This is a genomic window from Paenibacillus sp. FSL R5-0475, assembly GCF_038004585.1.
Classification (GTDB): Bacteria; Bacillota; Bacilli; order Paenibacillales; family Paenibacillaceae; genus Paenibacillus_AQ.
This window is the reverse complement of the sequence record NZ_JBBORK010000001.1, coordinates 5,028,974-5,048,763: the sequence shown is the minus strand read 5'-3', so window position 1 is coordinate 5,048,763 and position 19,790 is coordinate 5,028,974. Positions and strand designations below refer to the sequence as shown.

Genomic DNA, 19,790 nt, shown 5'->3' with positions numbered 1-19,790 from the left:
ATCTATGAACAACTCAACGATTAGTGCAGCAGTCTCCATGTCCAGCCTTCAGCAGCGGCTTGATATTATAGCGGATAATCTAGCCAATATGGATACAAATGGTTATAAGAGCAAGAAAGGTTCCTTTGAGGATGTGCTGACTCGTGTGCAGCAGCAATCGGATGACTATGATCAGCCGGGCCGCGCTACACCTCTAGGCTTTAATATCGGTTTTGGGACTTATGTGCCTTCGATTACGACTAATTGGGAAGAAGGCCCCCTTAAAGAAACAGGTAATCCAACCGACTTGGCGCTTCAGGGTAATGGGCTGTTTGGAGTTCAGGTCAATGGAACTACAGCTTATACAAGACAAGGTGACTTTCACTTTACGCCTGACACCACCGATGCAACGAAAATGGTCCTTGTAGATAATACGGGGAATCCGGTACTGAATACAGCAGGTAATCCTTTAACGGTCCCTGTGGGCGTGAATGCAGCTATCGATGAATCCGGTCGTGTATTAACGAAACAGTCAGAGAATGGACCTGTTCGGGTAGCAGGTACTATAATGATTGTAGAACCTAAGACACAGAATGCTTTAAAGGCAGTGGACGGGAATTTCTATATGCTTGCCGATGGAGTTACAGCACAGCAGGCTTTTGTACAAAGAGCGGCAGGTGAGGCGTCTGGAATTGGAGTACGCTCAGGGTGGCTGGAGCAGTCAAATGTCGATATGACCACAGAAATGACAGAAATGATGCAGATTCAACGTACGTATCAACTCGCAGCTCGGGCGCTTTCTTCCAGTGATCAGATGCTAGGTCTGGCCAATAACATGCGCGGGTAGAGGTGAAGGAATGGAACGTCAGAAAAAGGTGAAGTCGGAAGACAAACCAGAAGACAAGAAAGAGCCGAAGCGGCGAGGATTATCAAAATGGACACTCATCCAGTGGATTCTTATTCCTTTGCTTCTCATAGCTGCACTTGGAGGCGGACTGGTTGTCGGTTACGTTGTCCTTGGCAAAAAAGAGTTTAGCGATGTTCTACAATGGAGCACGTGGAAACATGTCTATGATTTGGTTTTTGCTCCATAATTTAAGATGATAACGACTCCCTTCTTGCTTAAGGGAGTTTTCTTTTTTATACGGATAAATGTATAATGGTGGGGGGCCTCGGGCAGCAAAAAGGGCCCTCTCCGCCATGCTATCGCATCCGGTGGAGAAAGCCCCTTATCTCAACCTCCACTTCTGCAGGTGGTGAAGGATATATATAGTTTTTACCGAAGCTGCCTAAATTTATGCAGTTCGGCGAAGAATAAATGAAGTAACATCCGAAAGGAGTTTTGTTAATAATGCTGGATATCAACCAAATTCAAGAAATCATCCCCCATCGGCCTCCATTTCTGCTGGTGGACAAGATCACTGAGATTGAAATGGGTAAACGAGCTGTTGGCATTAAAAACGTAACGATCAACGAACCTTTCTTCGCAGGTCATTTTCCAGGTTATCCGGTAATGCCGGGCGTACTGATTACAGAAGCTCTTGCACAAGTTGGTGCGGTTGCTATTCTAGGGGTAGAAGCGAATCGCGGTCGGATTGGCTTTTTAGCCGGGCTCGATGGATTCCGTTTCCGTGGTCAAGTCGTACCGGGAGATACGCTCACTCTTGAAGTGGAGATTACTCGCCTTAAGGGCAGTATTGGAAAAGGACAAGCTACTGCGTCGGTTGAGGGGAAAGTTGTTGCCTCTGGGGAAATTATGTTTGCGCTCAGCTAATATTAATTAGCGAATATATATTATACATGGAGAAGGAGAGATTCTAAATGACTCAATTAAGCCCAAAAACGGCAGAAACCTTATCTCGCTGGCTGGAGAACGCATCTGTTGATGAGTCTACGAAGGCGGAGCTGCGCGCTCTGGAGAACGAGCCACAGGAGCTCGAGGAACGATTTTATAGAGATCTAGAATTCGGTACAGGTGGTCTACGCGGTGTAATTGGTGCAGGTAGTAATCGTATCAATCGTTATACGGTAGGTAGAGCTACACAAGGTTTCGCTAAATATATTCTGGAGACGCATACTGGAGAGGAAAGACCTTCTGTTGTTATCGCTCATGACTCCCGTCGTTTCTCGCCTGAATTCACACTTGAGGCTGCTCTTGTATTGGCTGCTAATGGCATTGAGGCTCATTTATTTACTTCTCTGCGCTCAACACCCCAATTGTCGTTCAGCGTGCGCCATTTGAAGGCAACGGGCGGTATTGTTATTACTGCAAGTCATAATCCGCCTGAATATAACGGGTATAAGGTTTATAATTCTGAAGGTGGACAGCTTGTCCCTGACGAAGCCGAAAAGGTCATTTCTTACATATTAGGGGTTGACACTTTTGATGGTGTGAAGCGGATTTCCCAAGAAGAAGCGGAGCGTCAAGGTCTGCTGCACTGGCTTGGTGAGAAGGATGACGAAGCGTTTACCGATACTGTCGCTGCGGTTAGTCTTGCAAGTGAAGAGATCGCCTCTACGCTTGGAAAAGACTTCAAAATCGTATACACTCCGCTACATGGTACTGGTAACCTGCCAGTCCGCCATGTGCTTGAGAAAATAGGTTTCACACAGGTGCATGTTGTACCTGAGCAAGAACAACCAGATTCCGAATTTTCCACTGTAAAATCACCGAACCCAGAAGAACGCGAAGCCTTTACACTGGCTATGAAGCTGGGCGAAGAGTTGAATGCAGACCTCTTAATTGGCACGGATCCCGATGCAGACCGTATGGGGGCAGTGGTTCGTGACAATGAAGGTAAATTTGTTGTTTTGTCGGGCAATCAATCTGGAGCTTTGATGATTCATTATTATTTGAGCCGTTTACAGGAACAAGGTAAGTTGCCTAGCAATGGTGCAGTAGTGAAGACTATCGTGACGAGCGAGATGGGGGCAGCTGTAGCCTCTCATTATGGTGCAACTGTATTTAATACGCTAACGGGCTTCAAATATATTGGGGAAAAAATGACTCAATTTGAACAATCCGGAGATTACACATATCTTTTCGGTTATGAAGAAAGCTATGGTTATCTTGCAGGTAACTATGCTCGTGATAAGGACGCCGTTCTTGCGGCTATGTTGATCGCTGAAGCAGGTGCTTATTACAAAGCTCAAGGCAAAACATTATATGATGTTCTTCAGGAATTGTATGAGCAGTTCGGATACTTCTTGGAAAGCCTGGAGTCCCGTACATTGAAGGGTAAGGATGGCGTTGCGCAAATTCAAGGTATCATGAATGATTGGCGTACGAATGCACCACAAGAAATTGCGGGATCTACCGTTACAGAGGTGCTGGATTATTCGCTAGGTTTGAATGGTCTGCCGAAGGAAAATGTACTAAAGTATTTGTTGGCTGACGGTTCATGGTTCTGCCTGCGTCCTTCCGGTACCGAACCAAAGATTAAAGTTTATTTTGCGGTTGTGGGTGAATCCTTGCAGAATGCTAAGGATAAGGTAACTACACTATCCAAGCAGGTTATGGCTCGTGTTGACGGGGAACAATAAAATAAGAATATAGATTGCGCTCTATATTGTGAAATTATATTTTTTACGTAGAAACGGGTACCGTCTCTAAAAGGATGACGATCCGTTTCTACTTTTGTAAAAAGAGTTTTGAAGTGAAAGAGGAGGTACTTTTGGTGCAGCAAAAATGGCAACGTTGGAATATTTCTTCCCGAAAGTGGCTGTGGATCATAGTTGTGGTTGGCGTTTTAGCTGCCTTGCCAGTTGTCTATGACCGTCTGCAGACGGAGAAGTCTTCCAAGACAGTGGAATTTGTATTTGATTACCGTGATTTAGTTGAAGTAGCAAGCTATCGTGCAAATCCGCAGGATTATATTTCCGAACAGTTAGATCGTCTAAAAGATGCTGGTGTTCAGAGTATGGCGATTTACGAAAGCACGCTGGAAGATTATCGGAAGGCGCGTCGTCTAATGATGTGGGGTGCGGCTGATATCGCTAATCTTACGGATACAATCATTCCGGTGAATGAGAACTATACTTATGTTCTTTTTACTAATCCTGATTACTACCAGGCCCTGGCGCCTGTCATTAAAGAGGCATTCGGTAATCTTGGGATTACTTCGAAGGAATGGAGTTTCCGCGGACAACAAGGTCTTATTATTGAGACTCCAATAGAAGATGCTACACTGAAGCCACTTCAGCCGGATCCATTTACACTGGAGATGCTGCATGACAAAGGGTTCACCATTGTACCGCGTCTTGTGGATTCTTTGACTTATAATAAAGCAACAGTTAAGAAGCTGTTAGATCGTTATGAAGAATTGGGTGTAAAACGAATCCTATTCGAGGGAGAGTCCGTTAAAGGGTTTAATGATGATGCCGATACGGCTAGTATCACTGACTTTGCAAATCTCCTTAAGGAACGTGGAATCGGAATTGCAGCAATTGAAAATATTAAGAAGCAGCAGAAGGGCTTTAACAAGCTTGCTTATTTGCTGGACTATAACGTAACACGGTTATACTCCCTTAGCGAAGGGGACTCTGCCTTAGATCCAAAAGTGATCTCAGATCGTTTTGCGCTGGCAACAAAGGATCGCAATATCCGCATGATTTATTTAAATACGATTCCTTCACGGAATACAGCTAAGGCACAGATTACAGATACGCTAGACAACCTTGTCACGAGTCTGAGTGATCCTGGTGGTGCCGTTGAGCAGATCAAAGACAATGGGTTTAAGTTAGGACAAGCTACGGCTTTTGAGGTTGTAGATTCGTCTTATCAGCGTTACTTCAAGTTAGTTGCGGTAGTTGGCGCAGTCTCTTTAGTAGCGCTGCTGATTTCTTACTTTATTCCTTGGCTTACGATCCCGGCGTGGGTGCTAGGATTACTGGGAAGTGCAGGCCTGCTGGTCTTGAAACCAGAGCTGTTTGAGCAGGCACTGGCGCTAGCGGCTGCGATAAGTGCACCAACTCTGGCAGTTGTACTTGCCATTCGTAAGGTCAATGAAATGGGACCTCCTCTACGGAGCAATACCCTTACCTATAAGGCTATGAGCCCGCAACGTCGGTTTACGCATAGTCTGGTGCTTTATTTGAAGACTTCATTAATTTCTTTGAGCGCTGTGCCATTCGTGATCGCACTGCTCAACAACATAACCTACAGTCTCGTGCTGGACCAGTTCCGTGGTGTTAGTCTGCTCCATATGGCGCCTATCGGCCTTGTAGCACTTTATGTACTCCTCTATCGTGGAGAGTTTGTCTTTAACAAGACAGGTAAGCTGCTGCGTACACCAATCACATTAGCTATGGTTCTTGCCGCTATGGTTCTTGGGGTCGTAGGTATGTATTATTTAAGCCGTACTGGAAATGGTGGTAACGTAACACCTCTAGAAATGGCCTTCCGTACATTCCTAGAGAATACGGTTGGTGTCCGGCCGCGTAATAAAGAGTTTTTGCTCGCACATCCGTTATTAATTCTTGGTGCATTCCTGGCCTTTAGATATCGGAATGCAGCATTTATCATGATCATTGCCGTAATTGGTCAGCTCTCCATGGTGGATACCTTTGCGCATATTCATTCACCTGTTCTGATCTCGCTGGTTCGTGGATTGCTCGGTCTTGGACTCGGACTGATCATTGGTATAATTGCCGTAATCGTATGGCAGATTGCAGAAGGGTGTTGGAAACGATGGTCGCCACTCCTAAAAAGATAGTTATCTCTGGTTACTATGGTTTCCGTAACAGTGGAGATGAGGCGGTGTTGCAGTCTATTCTAATTGCACTGCAGAAACAGTCTCAAGCTTTGGGTATATCCATTGAGCCTATAGTGCTGTCCATTGATCCTGAGTGGACGAGCGCCACATACGGAGTGAAATCCGTGCACCGGATGAAGCTTGTTGAAGTCCGTCAAGCGATTTATGAGAGCGCTGGTCTGATCAGCGGTGGGGGCAGCTTGCTGCAGGATGTCACAGGTAGCAAGAGTATTCCTTACTATTTAGGTATTATCAAGCTTGCGCAGTGGATGGGGAGACCAACCTTTATCTATGCTCAAGGTATCGGGCCAGTGAATCGCAAGCTTTTTCACCCTTTAATCAAATCCGTGTTTCGTAAATGTACTTATATATCTGTGCGGGATGAACAATCCCGCGAGCTTCTCCTATCTATGGGACTGGAACAGAAAAAGATAGAGGTTGTTCCCGACCCGGTTATGGGCTTGTCTTTGCCAGAGGACACGGATGCTACTACACAATCTTCAGAATTATCTGATTCACTTCCGTTGATTGGGATATCGGTACGTTTTTGGGAGCAAGACCGCAGAGAACTGGAGGCTCTTGCACAAGGCTTGATTAAGGCCAACCGTGAGGTTCCGTTACATTTGCGATTCCTCCCTTTTCACACCCCTTCGGACAATGAGGCTTCACGTTATCTGATGGATAAGCTGAAGGGAAGTATAACCGAGCATGGTGGGCAGGTCAGTATTTGTGAGGATGCCATTCACCCGCAGCATATGCTACGGGAAGTGGGACAATGCGATGTTCTGATTGGTATGCGACTTCATAGCTTGATCTACGCAGCTGGAAGACGTGTTCCACTGATTGGTATTTCTTATGATCCGAAGATCGATCATTTTCTGGACAGAATTCAGTGCCACCCTGTTGGAGCAACGAACACACTTGATGCTGAACATGTTGCTGCCGAGACTGTCCATCTTTTGAATACAGGGCAGGAATGGAGAGTGGCACGGGAAGATGTCATTTCCAAGTTGATTCAAGAAGCAGAGGCACCAGCTCGGCAAATCGTAGAATATTTTCACCATAAAGGATGATCTAAAGTGAAAGCAGAAAGCGCGGTACCTACAGTTCCTATTTTTGGAATTAGAGTCTCGAAAGTTGATATGGCAGCAACAGTTGCCTATTTGACGGAGGCTGTTCATACCCGTATCCCGCATCAAGTGATTACAGCTAATCCAATTATGGTTATGGCTGCACTGGAAGATCCAGCTTATATGGATATTATGAAATCGGCTGAATTGGTTGTCCCCGATGGGACAGGCGTTGTATGGGCTGCTAATTATTGTAATGAGCCGGTATCAGAACGGGTAGCAGGTTATGATCTGTTACATGAATTGATGCGGCAGGGTGAAAGATATAGTTGGAAGGTATATCTCCTAGGTTCTACGCCTGAAGTGATTCGGGAAACCGCTGAAAGGTTACAATTGCAATATCCGGGTGTTATCATTGCAGGATATCACGACGGTTATTTTGGCCCGGATGCAGATGAAGAAATTGTTGCTGGAATTGTTAAAGCTAATCCTGACTTATTATTTGTTGCCAGAGGTGCAGATAGTCAGGAACCTTGGATTGCTAAATATAAGTCCAAACTGGGCGTTCCGATCATGATGGGGGTCGGCGGCAGCTTTGACGTGATCTCTGGGAAGAGCAAAAGAGCGCCAATAGCCTTCCAAAAAATGAGAATTGAATGGTTGTACCGTCTCCTAAAAGAACCTACACGGTACAAACGAATGCTTGCACTGCCGAAATTCGCATTAAAAGTGGTGCGTGAGAAAGATAAAGTAACAAAAGTCTAGCAAAATGCCGATATTCACCTAGAAAATGAGATAAATAGCCTAAATAAAGGATTGGAATTTGTTTTTGTAACAGCGTATAATTCAATGCGGTAGAGAAATGGGGGTCGACTGATCAAATGTTAATCATATACATCGCTGGATTTATCGTATGCATGGGACTCGCACTTGGCCTCACACCTTTGGTGAAGAAATTCGCCATTAAGATTGGTGCAACAGATGTGCCGAATGCTCGTAAAGTGCACACGAAAATTATGCCCCGCCTTGGCGGATTAGCTATTTTTCTAGCGTTTGTGTTAGGCCTGCTTGCCGTATTGCCGATTATTCCATACGAGTTCACTCCGCGGGAGGTCAACTTCATCAAAGCGCTGCTGTGTGGTGGCGGACTGATTGTACTTATCGGGGCACTCGATGACCGATTCGAATTATCAGCAAAAGTGAAGCTACTGGGCCAAATTATCGCAGCCTGTATCGTTGTTTTCGGCTTTGGTATTACTGTAGATTTTGTGAATATTCCATTTAACAATACGTATTCCTCACTGGAGAGCTGGATTGCTATCCCGCTAACGATTTTCTGGATTGTCGGTGTCACCAATGCCGTTAATCTGATCGACGGGCTGGACGGGCTTGCGGCTGGTGTATCAGGAATTGCAATTGCTACGATTGCGGCAATGGCTTTCGTGATGGGAAACACCATGGTGGCAATGCTGTGTCTGTTGCTTCTGGGTAGCATCATCGGATTCCTGTTCTTTAACTTCCATCCTGCTAAGATTTTCATGGGTGATACGGGTTCGCTGTTCTTAGGCTTTTGCTTGGCATTACTTGCTTTGCTAGGATTTAAACAGATTGCAGTGGTTTCGTTTATTACACCTTTGCTTATTATCGGTGTACCATTGTCGGACACGTTCTTTGCGATCGTGCGCCGTAAGCTGCAGAAGAAACCAATCTTCGCACCAGATAAAGGTCACTTGCATCACTGTCTACGCGAGCTTGGCTTTAGCCACCGCCAGACTGTACTCATTATTTATGGTATTGCTGCGTTTTTCGGTATTCTAGCTGTCATTCAATCATCCGCAGCTCTATATGAAGCGAACTGGGTTACGTTCGTAGTCATCTGCATCATGCTATTCTTCCTGCAGATAGGTGCTGAAATTACTGGTTTGATTGGTAAGACTAAGCGTCCAGTAATTAATTTCTTTTTAAGAATGCGCATGAAAGTGAGTCAGGAACGCGGATCTAAGCTGTAAGCTGCACTTTATAATAATTATAGAAACAACTAGTTCTCATTACGTAAAAGCCTATCCTGTTACAGGATGGGCTTTTACGTTCTTAAAATTAGCTGAAAAATGTTTTTTCTATAAAATTATTAAGCAGTATTCCTTCAAATTATCATCTTATGTACCGATAAAATAGTTAACGTCAACAAAAGGGAGAGATTAATGACATGCAGCGCATGAGAAAGACATTTATATGGTCGCTACTGTTTGCTTTGGTAGTAACTTTAGTCCCCACTGGACTCATGAACACCGCAGAGGCGGCAGATAAGCCCACCAGTTATTTTACACCAGATAATAAAGTTTTACGAAATACAGTTGATCTGACACTATTACCGTCAACAACTACAACTACTCAAATCTCCAGAACTAATGTATTGCAAGTAACCGATGCGAGCTTGAAGGTTTCAGGAACCTATACAAAGGTAACCAGCTCTACACTGGGAGCAAATGTACAACTATTGAGCTGGGATCAGCAAGCTGGAAAGTGGGTTGAAGACCCTACACATGTGATGCCAGGTGTTGTTCAGTTGGATGTTGATAGCCCGGATAACCGGTTTACCGCGAATTTGACTCTGTATCCGGGAATTAATCGGATTACGTTGACCGGGTCGCAGGGAAGTAACGATCGTTCTGAGGCTTTTTATGTTCTTTTTGATAAGGTACCTTATGTTGAGAAGCTTCAAGTATTAGGCGGTTCAGATAAGCTTGACCTGAACGAAGGTGCGCAGCTTGTAGTAGCGAACTCAGAAATCACTTTGGAAGGTAAAGCACAAAATGCAACAAAGGTTACTGTTTCCATTAACGGTGAGGGCGCATCAGCTACCTCTCTATTGCAGGACGGAACCTTCTTCTCACAGCGGATGCAACTTAAACCAGGTGTGAATGAGCTGAAGTTAGTCGTAATGAACGGCTCTGATACGCTGTCCTTTCAATATACGATATTTTATTTTGATGAGAAGAATCCCATTGTTAAATTATACTTAGGGGATTCGTCTAATTATGTACAGGATCTGCTTGGCAAAGATCAGCCGATATTTACGGAGAAAGCGGATACCGCCAAAGTATTTGTTCAAATGATGGTTCCGGACAATGCCGGGATTCCATTTGCTGGATCTGCAATTGTAAAGCTTGATAATGCGGTTGTTACCCCTTCTTATGGAAGTGGGATGACTATTGATTCTAGTGGTAAATTGTCTTTAACTACTGGGTCTGAAATTTTGGTCCCTTCTCCGAAGAAAGATTCGCCTTCATATCGTCTAGTTACATTCAGCATTCCACTCACTATGGTGAAAGACACGGCAGCCAATATTTTAGTAGATCAAGTTCACGCTCTTTCGGTCGCTTATGGGACTAAAACAATAAATCGTTCCGTGGATTTTCAATATATGCAGGGGAAAACGGTTATCACTGATATGAGACTGTTAGAAGGATATAATCCCGCAGATACTACTATTCCACCAGGCGTATCGCTAAATGGAGCAAAGGTGAACTCCAGTGAGTTCTATATTCGGGTCAAAACTAATAGTTTACCTAATGATACTACGTTACTTGCTAGCTATTTACCTTTATCCACTAAAAGCCTAGCCCCTGAGTTGGTTAAGACAATTTCAGATACTGAATATATTTACAAAATAAATGATTTTCAAAATGGTAATCAGACAGTCCGCTTTAATTTTAAGGGTTCTACCGCAAATAAAGATGTTAATATTTCCTTTGCATCAAAGAACTACATCTATGTCGCTAACCTCACTGATGGAGAGACTTATACTATTGATTCAAGCGCAAACAAAACACTCACGGTTAAAGGGCAGTACATTGATTTCCAAAATCTAAAAAGTACTTTTTTTGTAGCTGAAATGTATGTTAATGGACTAAAAGTTAAATCAAGCACCGATGCTTGGGTGGACAAACAAACAGGTAATTTTGAAGTTCCACTAGCGGTTAACGCTACAGCAGGTCCGTTGGTATATGGAGAGAACAAAATCATCTTTACTGCAACAGGTATTGATGACAAAGGACAGACAAGAGAAGTGCGCAAGGAATTGCGTATATATATTATTGATGAGAATGTGTCAACGATTAGTAAGTTCCAACCTGCTGTTGGTACAGGAAGACCGGACTTTCCGTCTCGTGATTTTACATCTACCGATACAGGACTCGCCAAACTTTTTAATTTAACACCAGATTTCATTTATAAAGATAATATATATACAACAAGTTTGAAGACGTATGATTTAGTTCTTCGAGGAAGCGGAGCTGTTAAGCTTAATTTGAATTTGGGTACTAAAAATATTGTTTCTATTGATATTCCTACAAATTCACAAACGCCTGAGACTCCTACTTTTCCTCCAGGTACCGCATACACTTATAGCTTTGCAGGAAATCAAAAGGACTTTATTATGCGAATACAAGATCTCACTAATGATGCACCAGGAACGTATATATACACACTTGAGCTGATTAACAGCACAGGAGCTAAGACCAGTCGGAAGCTAGAGATTGTTAGAGAAGTAAGTGCGTATCGCCTTCTTTCACCTCAGCCTTCTGTAGGTACTCAATATGTTGTGAACAAAAACTTCATTCACTTCGATATTGAGGCTGAAGGAGCTACAGATGTTATCGTAGATAAGGAACGCGCGGTTAGACGTACTGACTTGGGGGCTAATAGATTTGTATTAGATTATGTGGGCTTAAAACAAGATAAAGCCAATCCTATTAAGATTTCAATTGTTCGCGGAGGAGCAACCACGACAGATACCATTTCCGTATTCTATACGGGGACTGTAGGTGTCGATTCACAGTACATGGCACCTAAGGTAGCGGATAAATACAGCGTGTTTAACAAGGCATTAGAATTAAATTTCCCTAAAGGAACGGTAATGCAAAGTACAGATAGACGGAACCTCACGAAATATTATCCTGACACGAAGTTGCGTTTTGGGATTGCAGAGCCGAAGACAGGTGTAGTAGAACGCCGTAATGATTATGGAAATGTTATTGGTTTCCCTGAGACGTTTGAGGACAGTGGTATTCCTACATGGAAGATTCCTGATGAGTTTACTCTTCGTTTTAGCTCCGATTATGAGACTAATAACTTTGGACGCATTTCGGAAATGTACTGGATTAGTGGTGGATTAGGAGAGTTGGGCACAGTCTCAACTGCAGGATACATTCCTGCTACAAACGGATTAGCTCCATATTCTGTAGATGGTTTGTTTGGTGATCCGCAGATTCCCGCTGAACGCAGAATTACACCATCCAAACGCGGTACACTGACCCTTTCGTTTGACTCTAATGTAGTAGTGGAGGCAGGTACCCAAGTTACTGTATTCAAATATAATGATAAACGGGAATGGGAAAATATTGGAGGTACTGTAGATACCAATAAACACACAATCACCGTTCCGTTTGATGAATTTGGATACTATACCGTTATGAAGATGAGCCGAGGATACAACGATGTTACGAATCATGCTTGGGCCAGAAATATTTTGAATGCTTTGTACTCTAAAGGAATTATGAATAATCTTCGGTTTGAGCAATTCGGAACAGATGATCAGACGACAAGAGGAGAGTTCGCAACACTTCTTGTTAAAGGATTGAACCTTCCGCTTAATTATGATGATAAGAAGACATATGCGGATCTTGTACCCGGAGCAAGCTCAATAACCTGGGACTATGCCCATATTGAGACAGCGGCAAGAGCAGGTATCGTTACTGGACTCTCTGATGGTGTATTCGGACCAGATCAGCCGATTACCAGGGAACAAGCAGCTGTAATGATCGCCAGAGCACTTAAATTGAAGCTGGCAGTGAATGATCAGAAATTAAAAGACAATGTCGCCAAGTCATTCATGGATTCCGGTAAGATAGAATCCTATGCATTGTCTGCTGTTCAAGCAGTATCGAAAGCCAAAATCATGAATGGAACTGAAGTGAACACTCCAGGACAGAAGAAGCCTTCATATAACTTTAATCCTAAGTCCAACATGACCAGAGCTGAAGCTGGGAAAATTGCTGTTGAACTATTGAAAAAGAGTACTACTATATTCCCTAAAAACCTGAGCTAGAGGGAAAGCTTCATATTGTATGATTTTATTACAGAGGGCTGTTTAGTCGCCCTCTGTTTGTTCATTTATCAGCCACTATATATTCGGTATACTTTATATCTGATTACCATTTGGGTATAATGAAAAAAGAAAAATGCAAAGTTTTGAAGAGCACGTGGATGTATACAGCTTAAATTACCATTTAGACATCTTTGTAATCTGCGCCGATTTACGATACAATAACGTAGAAAATATTATTTTCTGAAAGGTGAAAGCCAACCATGAAACCGATTTTAGCAAAAGCACAGTTGGATTACATGAAAGCCAAGAATATGTTTGAGAATAGAGCAAAAGTGTTAGAAAAGGAAATTGCGGCTAAGCGGGCACTACAGGAGATTACGCAGGAGGTTATGGAGGAGCTTGTTCAGGCTACAGGATTCCATGATTCTTACAATGAGCTTGTCGTTGCTGAGAACGCTTTGATCGAATGGTCTCATACTACAATTAAACATGAGAAGAGCTACCGCGAGAATCGCGCAGCTATTGATGCAATGTATGACAATGTAAACTCAAGTCCTGAAAAGCGTCAGGAATTGATCCAGTTATCTATGAAGATTCGTTAGACCCTGCTGTAATAGAAGTAAGCGCCGGCAACGGCGCTTTTTTGTTGCGTTCAGCATGGATGTTATCTGTATGGGAAGCATCGAATGGTGAAGGTAAATAGTAGCCATTAGCTTACGAATCATCAAAGCAATGAACCAGGAGGCAAACCAAGGAAGAACATGTTTGATCAAACCTATAAGTGAAGGTTTCTAGGTTATAGCTTTAAGAGCCAAGCTCAGAAGGGGGAGCCGCCATATAAACAGCCTACGGTGAATGTGAGAAATCAGGTCTTCCCGCCCCTTTATACTCAAATTTTGTAGGAATGTTTAAATAAATGGCACTAGTGTTAATGATACTTAGTAAATATTGCATAATGACGTTTAGAAAACGACTATGGTATACTATTTTCCGTGGCAACCCATGATTAACAATAGTTAGTAGAACATACATATGTATCTTCTATTGGGATTGTACCGGGAAACAAAAAAAGAAAAGATTTTTTTGAGAAACCGCAACTTTTCCAAATCTTCTGCGTTTAAGGTGTAGAGTCATTTACACAGGCAGTTGAAATTAACCGGTGGTAAAGCGAATTTAACAAAATGGAAAAATTAGCTTTACGTGACTTGAGGCACATTGTATAATACTTAGGTATAATTAGGAATCTAGTATTGTCATGTCCTGATCATTGTTTACCAGTTTCTGTGATACCCGTCACAGACATTATTTATACTTAATTTGCTCAACTCTGGAAAGGGGGTGCATCGGCTAATGAGTGACACGAGCTACTCAACTAAAGAAAAATCTCAGTTTATGAACGTCCAAGGAGGAGAAAAAAAGGTTATGAAGAAAATTTTATCCGTAGCATTATCTACAGCAATGGCATTCTCGATGTTTGCCTCTGTAGCGTTTGGTGACGCAGCAACAACCCCGCAACAAAAATTTGACGCTTTGGCAGCAAAAGGTATTCTCAATGGGTACCCAGATGGTCAAGCTCACCTTGAAAAAGATCTTACTCGCGCTGAATTCGCGAAGATCGTTACTAAATTGTTCGATCTTACTGAAGTAACTAACAAATTGTCTTACAAAGACAAAGGTTACAACGCTAAGAACTGGGCAGTTCCTTACATCGAAGCTGTTACTGCAGCTAACTTGATGCAAGGTAAAGATACTGTTAAAGGTATCTTCGACTACAATGGTAAAGTAACAGTTGAAGAAGTAGCGGCTGTATTGTTCCGCGCTTTGAAACTTGAAACACCAGCTACAACTGACAACACTGCATCTGCATGGGCTAAAGGTTATGCTCAAGCAGTAATCAATGCTGGTCTGATTGCTAAAGACACTAACTTCAAAGCTAACGCTAGCCGTTCTTTGGTAGTTGAAACAGCTTATGCAGTTGATCAACTGACAGCAGCTCCTACTGTAGCTTCTGCTGAAGCAGTAAGCCCAACTAAAGTAGTTGTTACTTTCTCTGACAAAACTACTACAACTGTTGAATTGACTACTGCTCTTGTAGCAGGCGTTGAAACTACAATCAACTTCAAACACAACAACCACGATTACACTACAAAAGTAACTTTGGCAGCTCCTAAGGTTGTTTCCGTAGAAGCTCCAAATGCTAAGCAAGTTGTAGTTAAATTCAACCGTTCGATCGATACTGATACTTTGGCTGAGTCCAGTAAAGTTATCGATGGCGTTGTAAAAGTAACTAAGGTTGGCAACAAAGAAGATGAAGTTGCTAATGCAAATGTTTCTTTCAATGCAGACAACACTGAAGCTGTAATTACTTTGCCGGGCGTTAAAGCACTTAAAGGTAACTACACAGTTGTTGTAAGTGACGCTGTGGCTACTACTGCTGGCGAAAAGATTCCTGCATTCACTTCGTTGTTGACTGTAGCTGATACAGTTGCACCAACTGTTGCATCTGTTAGCTCCACTGCTAAAGCAACAACTAAAGATGTTTATGTTAAATTCAGCGAGCCGGTTAAAACAACTGGTATTATTGCTTACGTAAATGGTAAGAGTGCTTCTGTATCTGTTCAAAATGACACTTACACTGAGTTCAAATTGACTGCAGATACTTTGGAAAGCGGTAAGACTTATGACGTATCGCTTACAAACGTTACTGACTATGCTGGTAATGTAGCTAACCCTAACCCAATCAAAACTACAGTAACTGTAGTGTCTGATGTAGCTGCTCCAGTAATTAAGAGCGTAACAGCTATCAGCGACAAATTTGTCGAAGTTGAATTCGATAAAACCGTTGAGCGTGCTTCCCTAGTTGGTAATGTTCGTTTGCTTAATGCTGTAGGCGAAAGCCAAGGTACTTTCCGTGTAGTTACTTCTGACAATGGTAAGAAGTTCACTTTGGAAACTCCTTTGAGCAGCTTCCCTAGCTCTGGTACATTTACTGGATCAGTTCTTTTCGGAGCAACAGTTAAGGATACTCTGGGTAACATCCTAGGTACTGAAACTAAAAAAGATATCACCTTTACTAAGGATACAGTAGCTCCTACAGTAACTACTGCTACTTACACAACTACTGCAACTAATAAAGGTCTTGTTCTTAAATTCTCCAAAGATGTCGTTTATGCTGGTAAAGGTGATGTATACCTGATCAACGAAAAAACTGGTGAATCCACTAAATTGACACACAGCGCTAGCAGTGTAGTAGGAAGCGGTAAAACATTTACATTGACTGGCGTGAATGTTCCTGCTGGATCGTACTCCGTACGTCTGCCACAAGGACTATTCAAAGATAAGTCCTTCTCGGCTAATGAGTCCACTGCAACTGTATTGACTGTATCTATCGGTAGTGCTTCGAATGATACTACTGTACCAGCATTGTACAGCTTCAATGCTGATAACAGTGGCATCGTGTTCAAAGATAGCCAACTGACTGTAGGAACATCAACTTATGGCGACATCACAATCGAAGTTAATCTGTATGATGCAGGTGGCTTGAATAGTGCTTCCATTAGAGAAATTAATAGTTACACATTAGGTAACAAAGGTCTTCCTAATGGATCTTTCGTAACTATCGATACTTTAAATGCTAGTGGTGCGAAGATTGAAAGTGCAACTAACCCAACATATGCTCGTGCATATGTACACATTCCAAGCTCCAGTGTTGAGAAGACTGATAACTATGAATTCGTAGTTAACGGTGTTACTGATGTAGCGGGCAACCCGATCGATGCTTCCGCTGCTAAGAAGACAGGTAAGTTGACTAGCAGAATTGCTCCAGTATTCAACTCTGCTGTAGTATCCAGCGGTAGTTCTACTGAACTGATCCTCGGATTCACTAAGGATCTGAACGAGAAGACTACTCAAGTTGATATGTTGAGAGACCTGAAATTCTTCATCAACTCCGATACAACTGCTGTTGATCAAAACGATATCGTTTCAATCACTAAGATTGAGTATGGTTCTGACAAAGGCAAATGGTCTGTTAAGTTCAAAAAACATGCCATCGACAACAAAGTAACAACAAATGAAGTACTTGACCTTAATAGTAATGATGTTAACAGAATCGTAGTTAAAGTCATTAAAGACGCTAAACTTATTGATACTGATTACAACGTTATCAAAGGTGAAACAGAAATCTCCGCTAAGTAATCTCCGATTACCGAAGCACAGAATAGCCTCTTCGGAGGCTATTCTTTTTTTATAGGTTTTTACCCCCATAAGAGGAGGAATTTCATTGAAATCTGTATGGAAAGTATCAACAGCAGCTGTATTGCTGGCTGGTGGTGTATGGGCTGGATCACTGTTGAATGTTACTGCTGAAGGTGCAGGTGTGGGTTCACAGCCTGGAACGGCAGATGACCCAGTGGTTACCAAAAGCTATGTTGATCAGCAAATTCAGAAGGCACTTACAGGTGGTACAGGCACAACTCCAGTAGCTACAGCTACTCCGAGTCCAAGCTCAGCTCCAACAGCTACAACAAATCCGACTACTAGCAGTAATGAATCCGTAATTGTCGATGTGAAACCAGGACAAACTTTAATTGCTTCCGCAGGTGCTGAATTTATCGTTCGTGCGGGTAAAGCGGTTATCTACTCACAGGATGCAAATGGTGTTGCTGATTTAACGGATGGTAAAGACCTTGCCAATGGAGTAGCTGCACCGACTAACCATTTATTATCTTTCCCTCGTGATGGTCGTGGTATTACTGTGCAATCAGGACAAACTCTTGGCCTTGTTGTCATGGTTCGTGGTGGATATACACTAAAATAATTTGTAATAATATATATTCATAATGCCCGTAAAAGTACTTAATCATACCTTCAAACTGATTTCCAAAGTTACAAATCATTGGCGCGATTGAAGAGTAGATGTTGTACGCACAATATTCCTGTAATCTTACAAATTCACAGGAGGTGCTGTAACATGGCACGTAACAATCGTACAGTGGTACCGGAAAGTCGGGCAATGCTGAAGCAAATGCAATATGAAATTGCAGCTGAATTTGGTTTATATGGAGCGCATTATGGAGGCGGAGCAGACACGGAGTTTGCTTCTGAATTAGGAGCAATCGGAGGTAGTGGTTCTGGCCGTAGCCAGTATCTTGGACATCTTAGCTCAAGAGATAATGGCTCTGTTGGCGGAGAAATCACGAAGAGACTCATTAAGCAAGCAGAACAGTCTCTTCTTTAATAATATCAGGGGTGAAAGAATTCTTATTAATCCTATCTGATATTTCTTTTTAATACCGTGGAATCAATATTTATACTGTGATGGAGGGGCTTCGGAGTAATTGACACCACCTCCCAAATAAGATAATATGACTTTTGAGGAAAGCCTTAGACCTTTTCCATATGGGAAAGGTTCATTTTTTTGAAGAGTTTAGTGAATATAAACATGAAATACTGCAATCATCCTTCATAAAAAGAACAGGCCCCTGAGTTTCTTTGTTTTATATTTTTTTATTAATTTGGCCTGTGATTATTAAGGAACTCCTTATACAGTGTCAGACTAACCATAAGGGAGGTTGTTATACTTGTCTATTAAAGGGCGTCATTTGTTTACTTCTGAGTCCGTGACGGAAGGGCATCCGGATAAAATCTGTGACCAGATTTCCGATGCGGTACTCGATGCATTTTTAGCTAATGATCCAAATGCACGTGTAGCCTGCGAAGTAGCAGTAGCAACTGGTCTTGTTTTGGTGATCGGGGAAATCAGTACCAAATCTGAGTATGTAGATATTCCTGCCATCGTACGCAATACCATTAAAGAAATTGGCTACACACGTGCAAAATATGGTTTCGATTATAATACTTGTGCAGTGTTGAGCTCACTTAATGAACAGTCAGCTGATATTGCTCAAGGCGTAAACTCTGCTCTCGAGCACCGTGATCCAGCACAATTGGCTGAAGAAACGGCAAATATTGGCGCGGGTGATCAAGGCTTAATGTTCGGTTTTGCTACGAATGAGACACCTGAACTGATGCCGTTACCGATCGCATTGTCTCACCGTATTGCTCGTAGATTATCTGAAGTTCGTAAGAACGGAACTTTGGAATATTTGCGTCCTGACGGGAAGACACAAGTTACGATCGAGTATCAAGATGAGAAGCCTGTGCGCGTGGATGCTATCGTAGTATCTACACAGCATGCGGAAGAAATTTCTCTTGAACAAATTCAAGCAGATATTAAAGAGCATGTAATTATGCCGGTTGTTCCTGAGGAACTGCTTGATACTGAAACTAAATATTTTATTAACCCAACAGGACGATTTGTGATTGGTGGTCCTCAAGGGGATGCTGGTCTGACTGGACGGAAGATTATCGTTGATACGTATGGCGGATACGCTCGTCACGGCGGCGGCGCATTCTCTGGTAAGGATCCAACTAAAGTGGACCGTTCTGCGGCTTATGCTGCTCGTTATGTGGCGAAGAATCTTGTAGCTGCGGGTCTAGCTGATAAATGTGAGATCCAGCTTGCTTATGCCATTGGTGTGGCTACTCCTGTCTCGATTAATGTGGATACATACGGAACAGGTAAAATCAGTGAGGAAAAGATGGTTCAACTGATCAGCAACAACTTTGATCTTCGCCCTGCGGGTATTATCTCCATGCTTGATTTACGTAAACCAATTTATAGACAGACTGCAGCATACGGCCATTTTGGACGGACTGATGTTGATCTTCCTTGGGAACGCGTAGATAAAGCGGAATTACTCAGAGGTCAAGCAGGATTGTAGTTAATTATATGTTCTTATAATTCGTTAAGCCCGCAAGTTGGCACTTAGTGTCAGCTCTGCGGGCTATTTTTATGTAATGGGCAGAATTAGGATT

General features: G+C 42.6%; 14 protein-coding genes. All 14 read left to right on the top strand.

Going from position 1 to position 19,790, the window contains the following annotated elements; translation table 11 throughout:
- The first annotated feature begins 4 nt into the window (after nt 1-4).
- The 14 genes from MKX41_RS22645 to metK all read left to right on the top strand — a co-directional run bounded on the left by MKX41_RS22645 (nt 5) and on the right by metK (nt 19,696).
- Nucleotides 5-826 (top strand): flagellar hook-basal body protein, encoded by an 822-nt coding sequence (locus MKX41_RS22645; RefSeq protein WP_076285654.1) that lies wholly within the window; start codon nt 5-7, stop codon nt 824-826.
- Between the two features lie 10 nt (nt 827-836).
- Nucleotides 837-1,073 (top strand): DNA-directed RNA polymerase subunit beta, encoded by a 237-nt coding sequence (locus MKX41_RS22640; protein ID WP_042192450.1) that lies wholly within the window; start codon nt 837-839, stop codon nt 1,071-1,073.
- 257 nt (nt 1,074-1,330) lie between these two features.
- Nucleotides 1,331-1,753 carry a 3-hydroxyacyl-ACP dehydratase FabZ gene (gene fabZ, locus MKX41_RS22635; protein ID WP_042192447.1) on the top strand — a complete coding sequence of 141 codons (423 nt, stop codon included), beginning with the start codon at nt 1,331-1,333 and terminating at the stop codon, nt 1,751-1,753.
- Between the two features lie 47 nt (nt 1,754-1,800).
- The gene (locus tag MKX41_RS22630) at nt 1,801-3,522 is read left to right on the top strand and encodes a phospho-sugar mutase (RefSeq protein ID WP_340973228.1); all 1,722 of its coding nucleotides are present in this window, start codon (nt 1,801-1,803) and stop codon (nt 3,520-3,522) included.
- Between the two features lie 134 nt (nt 3,523-3,656).
- Entirely contained in the window at nt 3,657-5,693 is a 2,037-nt protein-coding gene (locus MKX41_RS22625) for a DUF5693 family protein (protein WP_340973226.1), read from the top strand.
- Complete coding sequence (gene csaB, locus MKX41_RS22620) at nt 5,669-6,805, top strand: polysaccharide pyruvyl transferase CsaB (protein ID WP_340973225.1); 1,137 nt, start codon at nt 5,669-5,671, stop codon at nt 6,803-6,805. The genes MKX41_RS22625 and csaB overlap by 25 nt, the downstream gene beginning before the upstream one ends.
- 6 nt (nt 6,806-6,811) lie before the next feature.
- Nucleotides 6,812-7,567, top strand: coding sequence for a WecB/TagA/CpsF family glycosyltransferase (locus tag MKX41_RS22615; RefSeq protein WP_042192439.1), 756 nt, complete (start codon nt 6,812-6,814; stop codon nt 7,565-7,567).
- A gap of 116 nt (nt 7,568-7,683) precedes the next feature.
- Nucleotides 7,684-8,811: a glycosyltransferase family 4 protein gene (locus MKX41_RS22610; protein WP_060625958.1), complete on the top strand. Its 1,128-nt coding sequence runs from the start codon at nt 7,684-7,686 to the stop codon at nt 8,809-8,811.
- 197 nt (nt 8,812-9,008) lie between these two features.
- Nucleotides 9,009-12,911 carry an S-layer homology domain-containing protein gene (locus MKX41_RS22605; RefSeq protein WP_340973220.1) on the top strand — a complete coding sequence of 1,301 codons (3,903 nt, stop codon included), beginning with the start codon at nt 9,009-9,011 and terminating at the stop codon, nt 12,909-12,911.
- Between the two features lie 260 nt (nt 12,912-13,171).
- Nucleotides 13,172-13,513 (top strand): hypothetical protein, encoded by a 342-nt coding sequence (locus MKX41_RS22600; protein ID WP_042131350.1) that lies wholly within the window; start codon nt 13,172-13,174, stop codon nt 13,511-13,513.
- An 820-nt stretch (nt 13,514-14,333) separates the two neighbouring features.
- Nucleotides 14,334-17,108 carry a hypothetical protein gene (locus MKX41_RS22595; RefSeq protein WP_340973219.1) on the top strand — a complete coding sequence of 925 codons (2,775 nt, stop codon included), beginning with the start codon at nt 14,334-14,336 and terminating at the stop codon, nt 17,106-17,108.
- A gap of 85 nt (nt 17,109-17,193) precedes the next feature.
- A complete protein-coding gene (locus tag MKX41_RS22590; protein WP_340973218.1) occupies nt 17,194-17,730 on the top strand; it encodes a hypothetical protein in 537 nt (178 codons plus the stop codon).
- A 153-nt stretch (nt 17,731-17,883) separates the two neighbouring features.
- The gene (locus MKX41_RS22585; protein WP_076285662.1) at nt 17,884-18,150 is read left to right on the top strand and encodes an alpha/beta-type small acid-soluble spore protein; all 267 of its coding nucleotides are present in this window, start codon (nt 17,884-17,886) and stop codon (nt 18,148-18,150) included.
- Between the two features lie 343 nt (nt 18,151-18,493).
- Entirely contained in the window at nt 18,494-19,696 is a 1,203-nt protein-coding gene (gene metK, locus MKX41_RS22580) for a methionine adenosyltransferase (protein WP_340973217.1), read from the top strand.
- The last annotated feature ends 94 nt before the right edge of the window (nt 19,697-19,790 follow it).

Coding starts and splice junctions, on each gene's coding strand:
- MKX41_RS22645 (WP_076285654.1), top strand. CDS start 5: ATGAACAACTCAACGATTAGTGCAGCAGTCTCCATGTCCAGCCTTCAG.
- MKX41_RS22640 (WP_042192450.1), top strand. CDS start 837: ATGGAACGTCAGAAAAAGGTGAAGTCGGAAGACAAACCAGAAGACAAG.
- fabZ (WP_042192447.1), top strand. CDS start 1,331: ATGCTGGATATCAACCAAATTCAAGAAATCATCCCCCATCGGCCTCCA.
- MKX41_RS22630 (WP_340973228.1), top strand. CDS start 1,801: ATGACTCAATTAAGCCCAAAAACGGCAGAAACCTTATCTCGCTGGCTG.
- csaB (WP_340973225.1), top strand. CDS start 5,669: ATGGTCGCCACTCCTAAAAAGATAGTTATCTCTGGTTACTATGGTTTC.
- MKX41_RS22610 (WP_060625958.1), top strand. CDS start 7,684: ATGTTAATCATATACATCGCTGGATTTATCGTATGCATGGGACTCGCA.
- MKX41_RS22605 (WP_340973220.1), top strand. CDS start 9,009: ATGCAGCGCATGAGAAAGACATTTATATGGTCGCTACTGTTTGCTTTG.
- MKX41_RS22600 (WP_042131350.1), top strand. CDS start 13,172: ATGAAACCGATTTTAGCAAAAGCACAGTTGGATTACATGAAAGCCAAG.
- MKX41_RS22595 (WP_340973219.1), top strand. CDS start 14,334: ATGAAGAAAATTTTATCCGTAGCATTATCTACAGCAATGGCATTCTCG.
- MKX41_RS22585 (WP_076285662.1), top strand. CDS start 17,884: ATGGCACGTAACAATCGTACAGTGGTACCGGAAAGTCGGGCAATGCTG.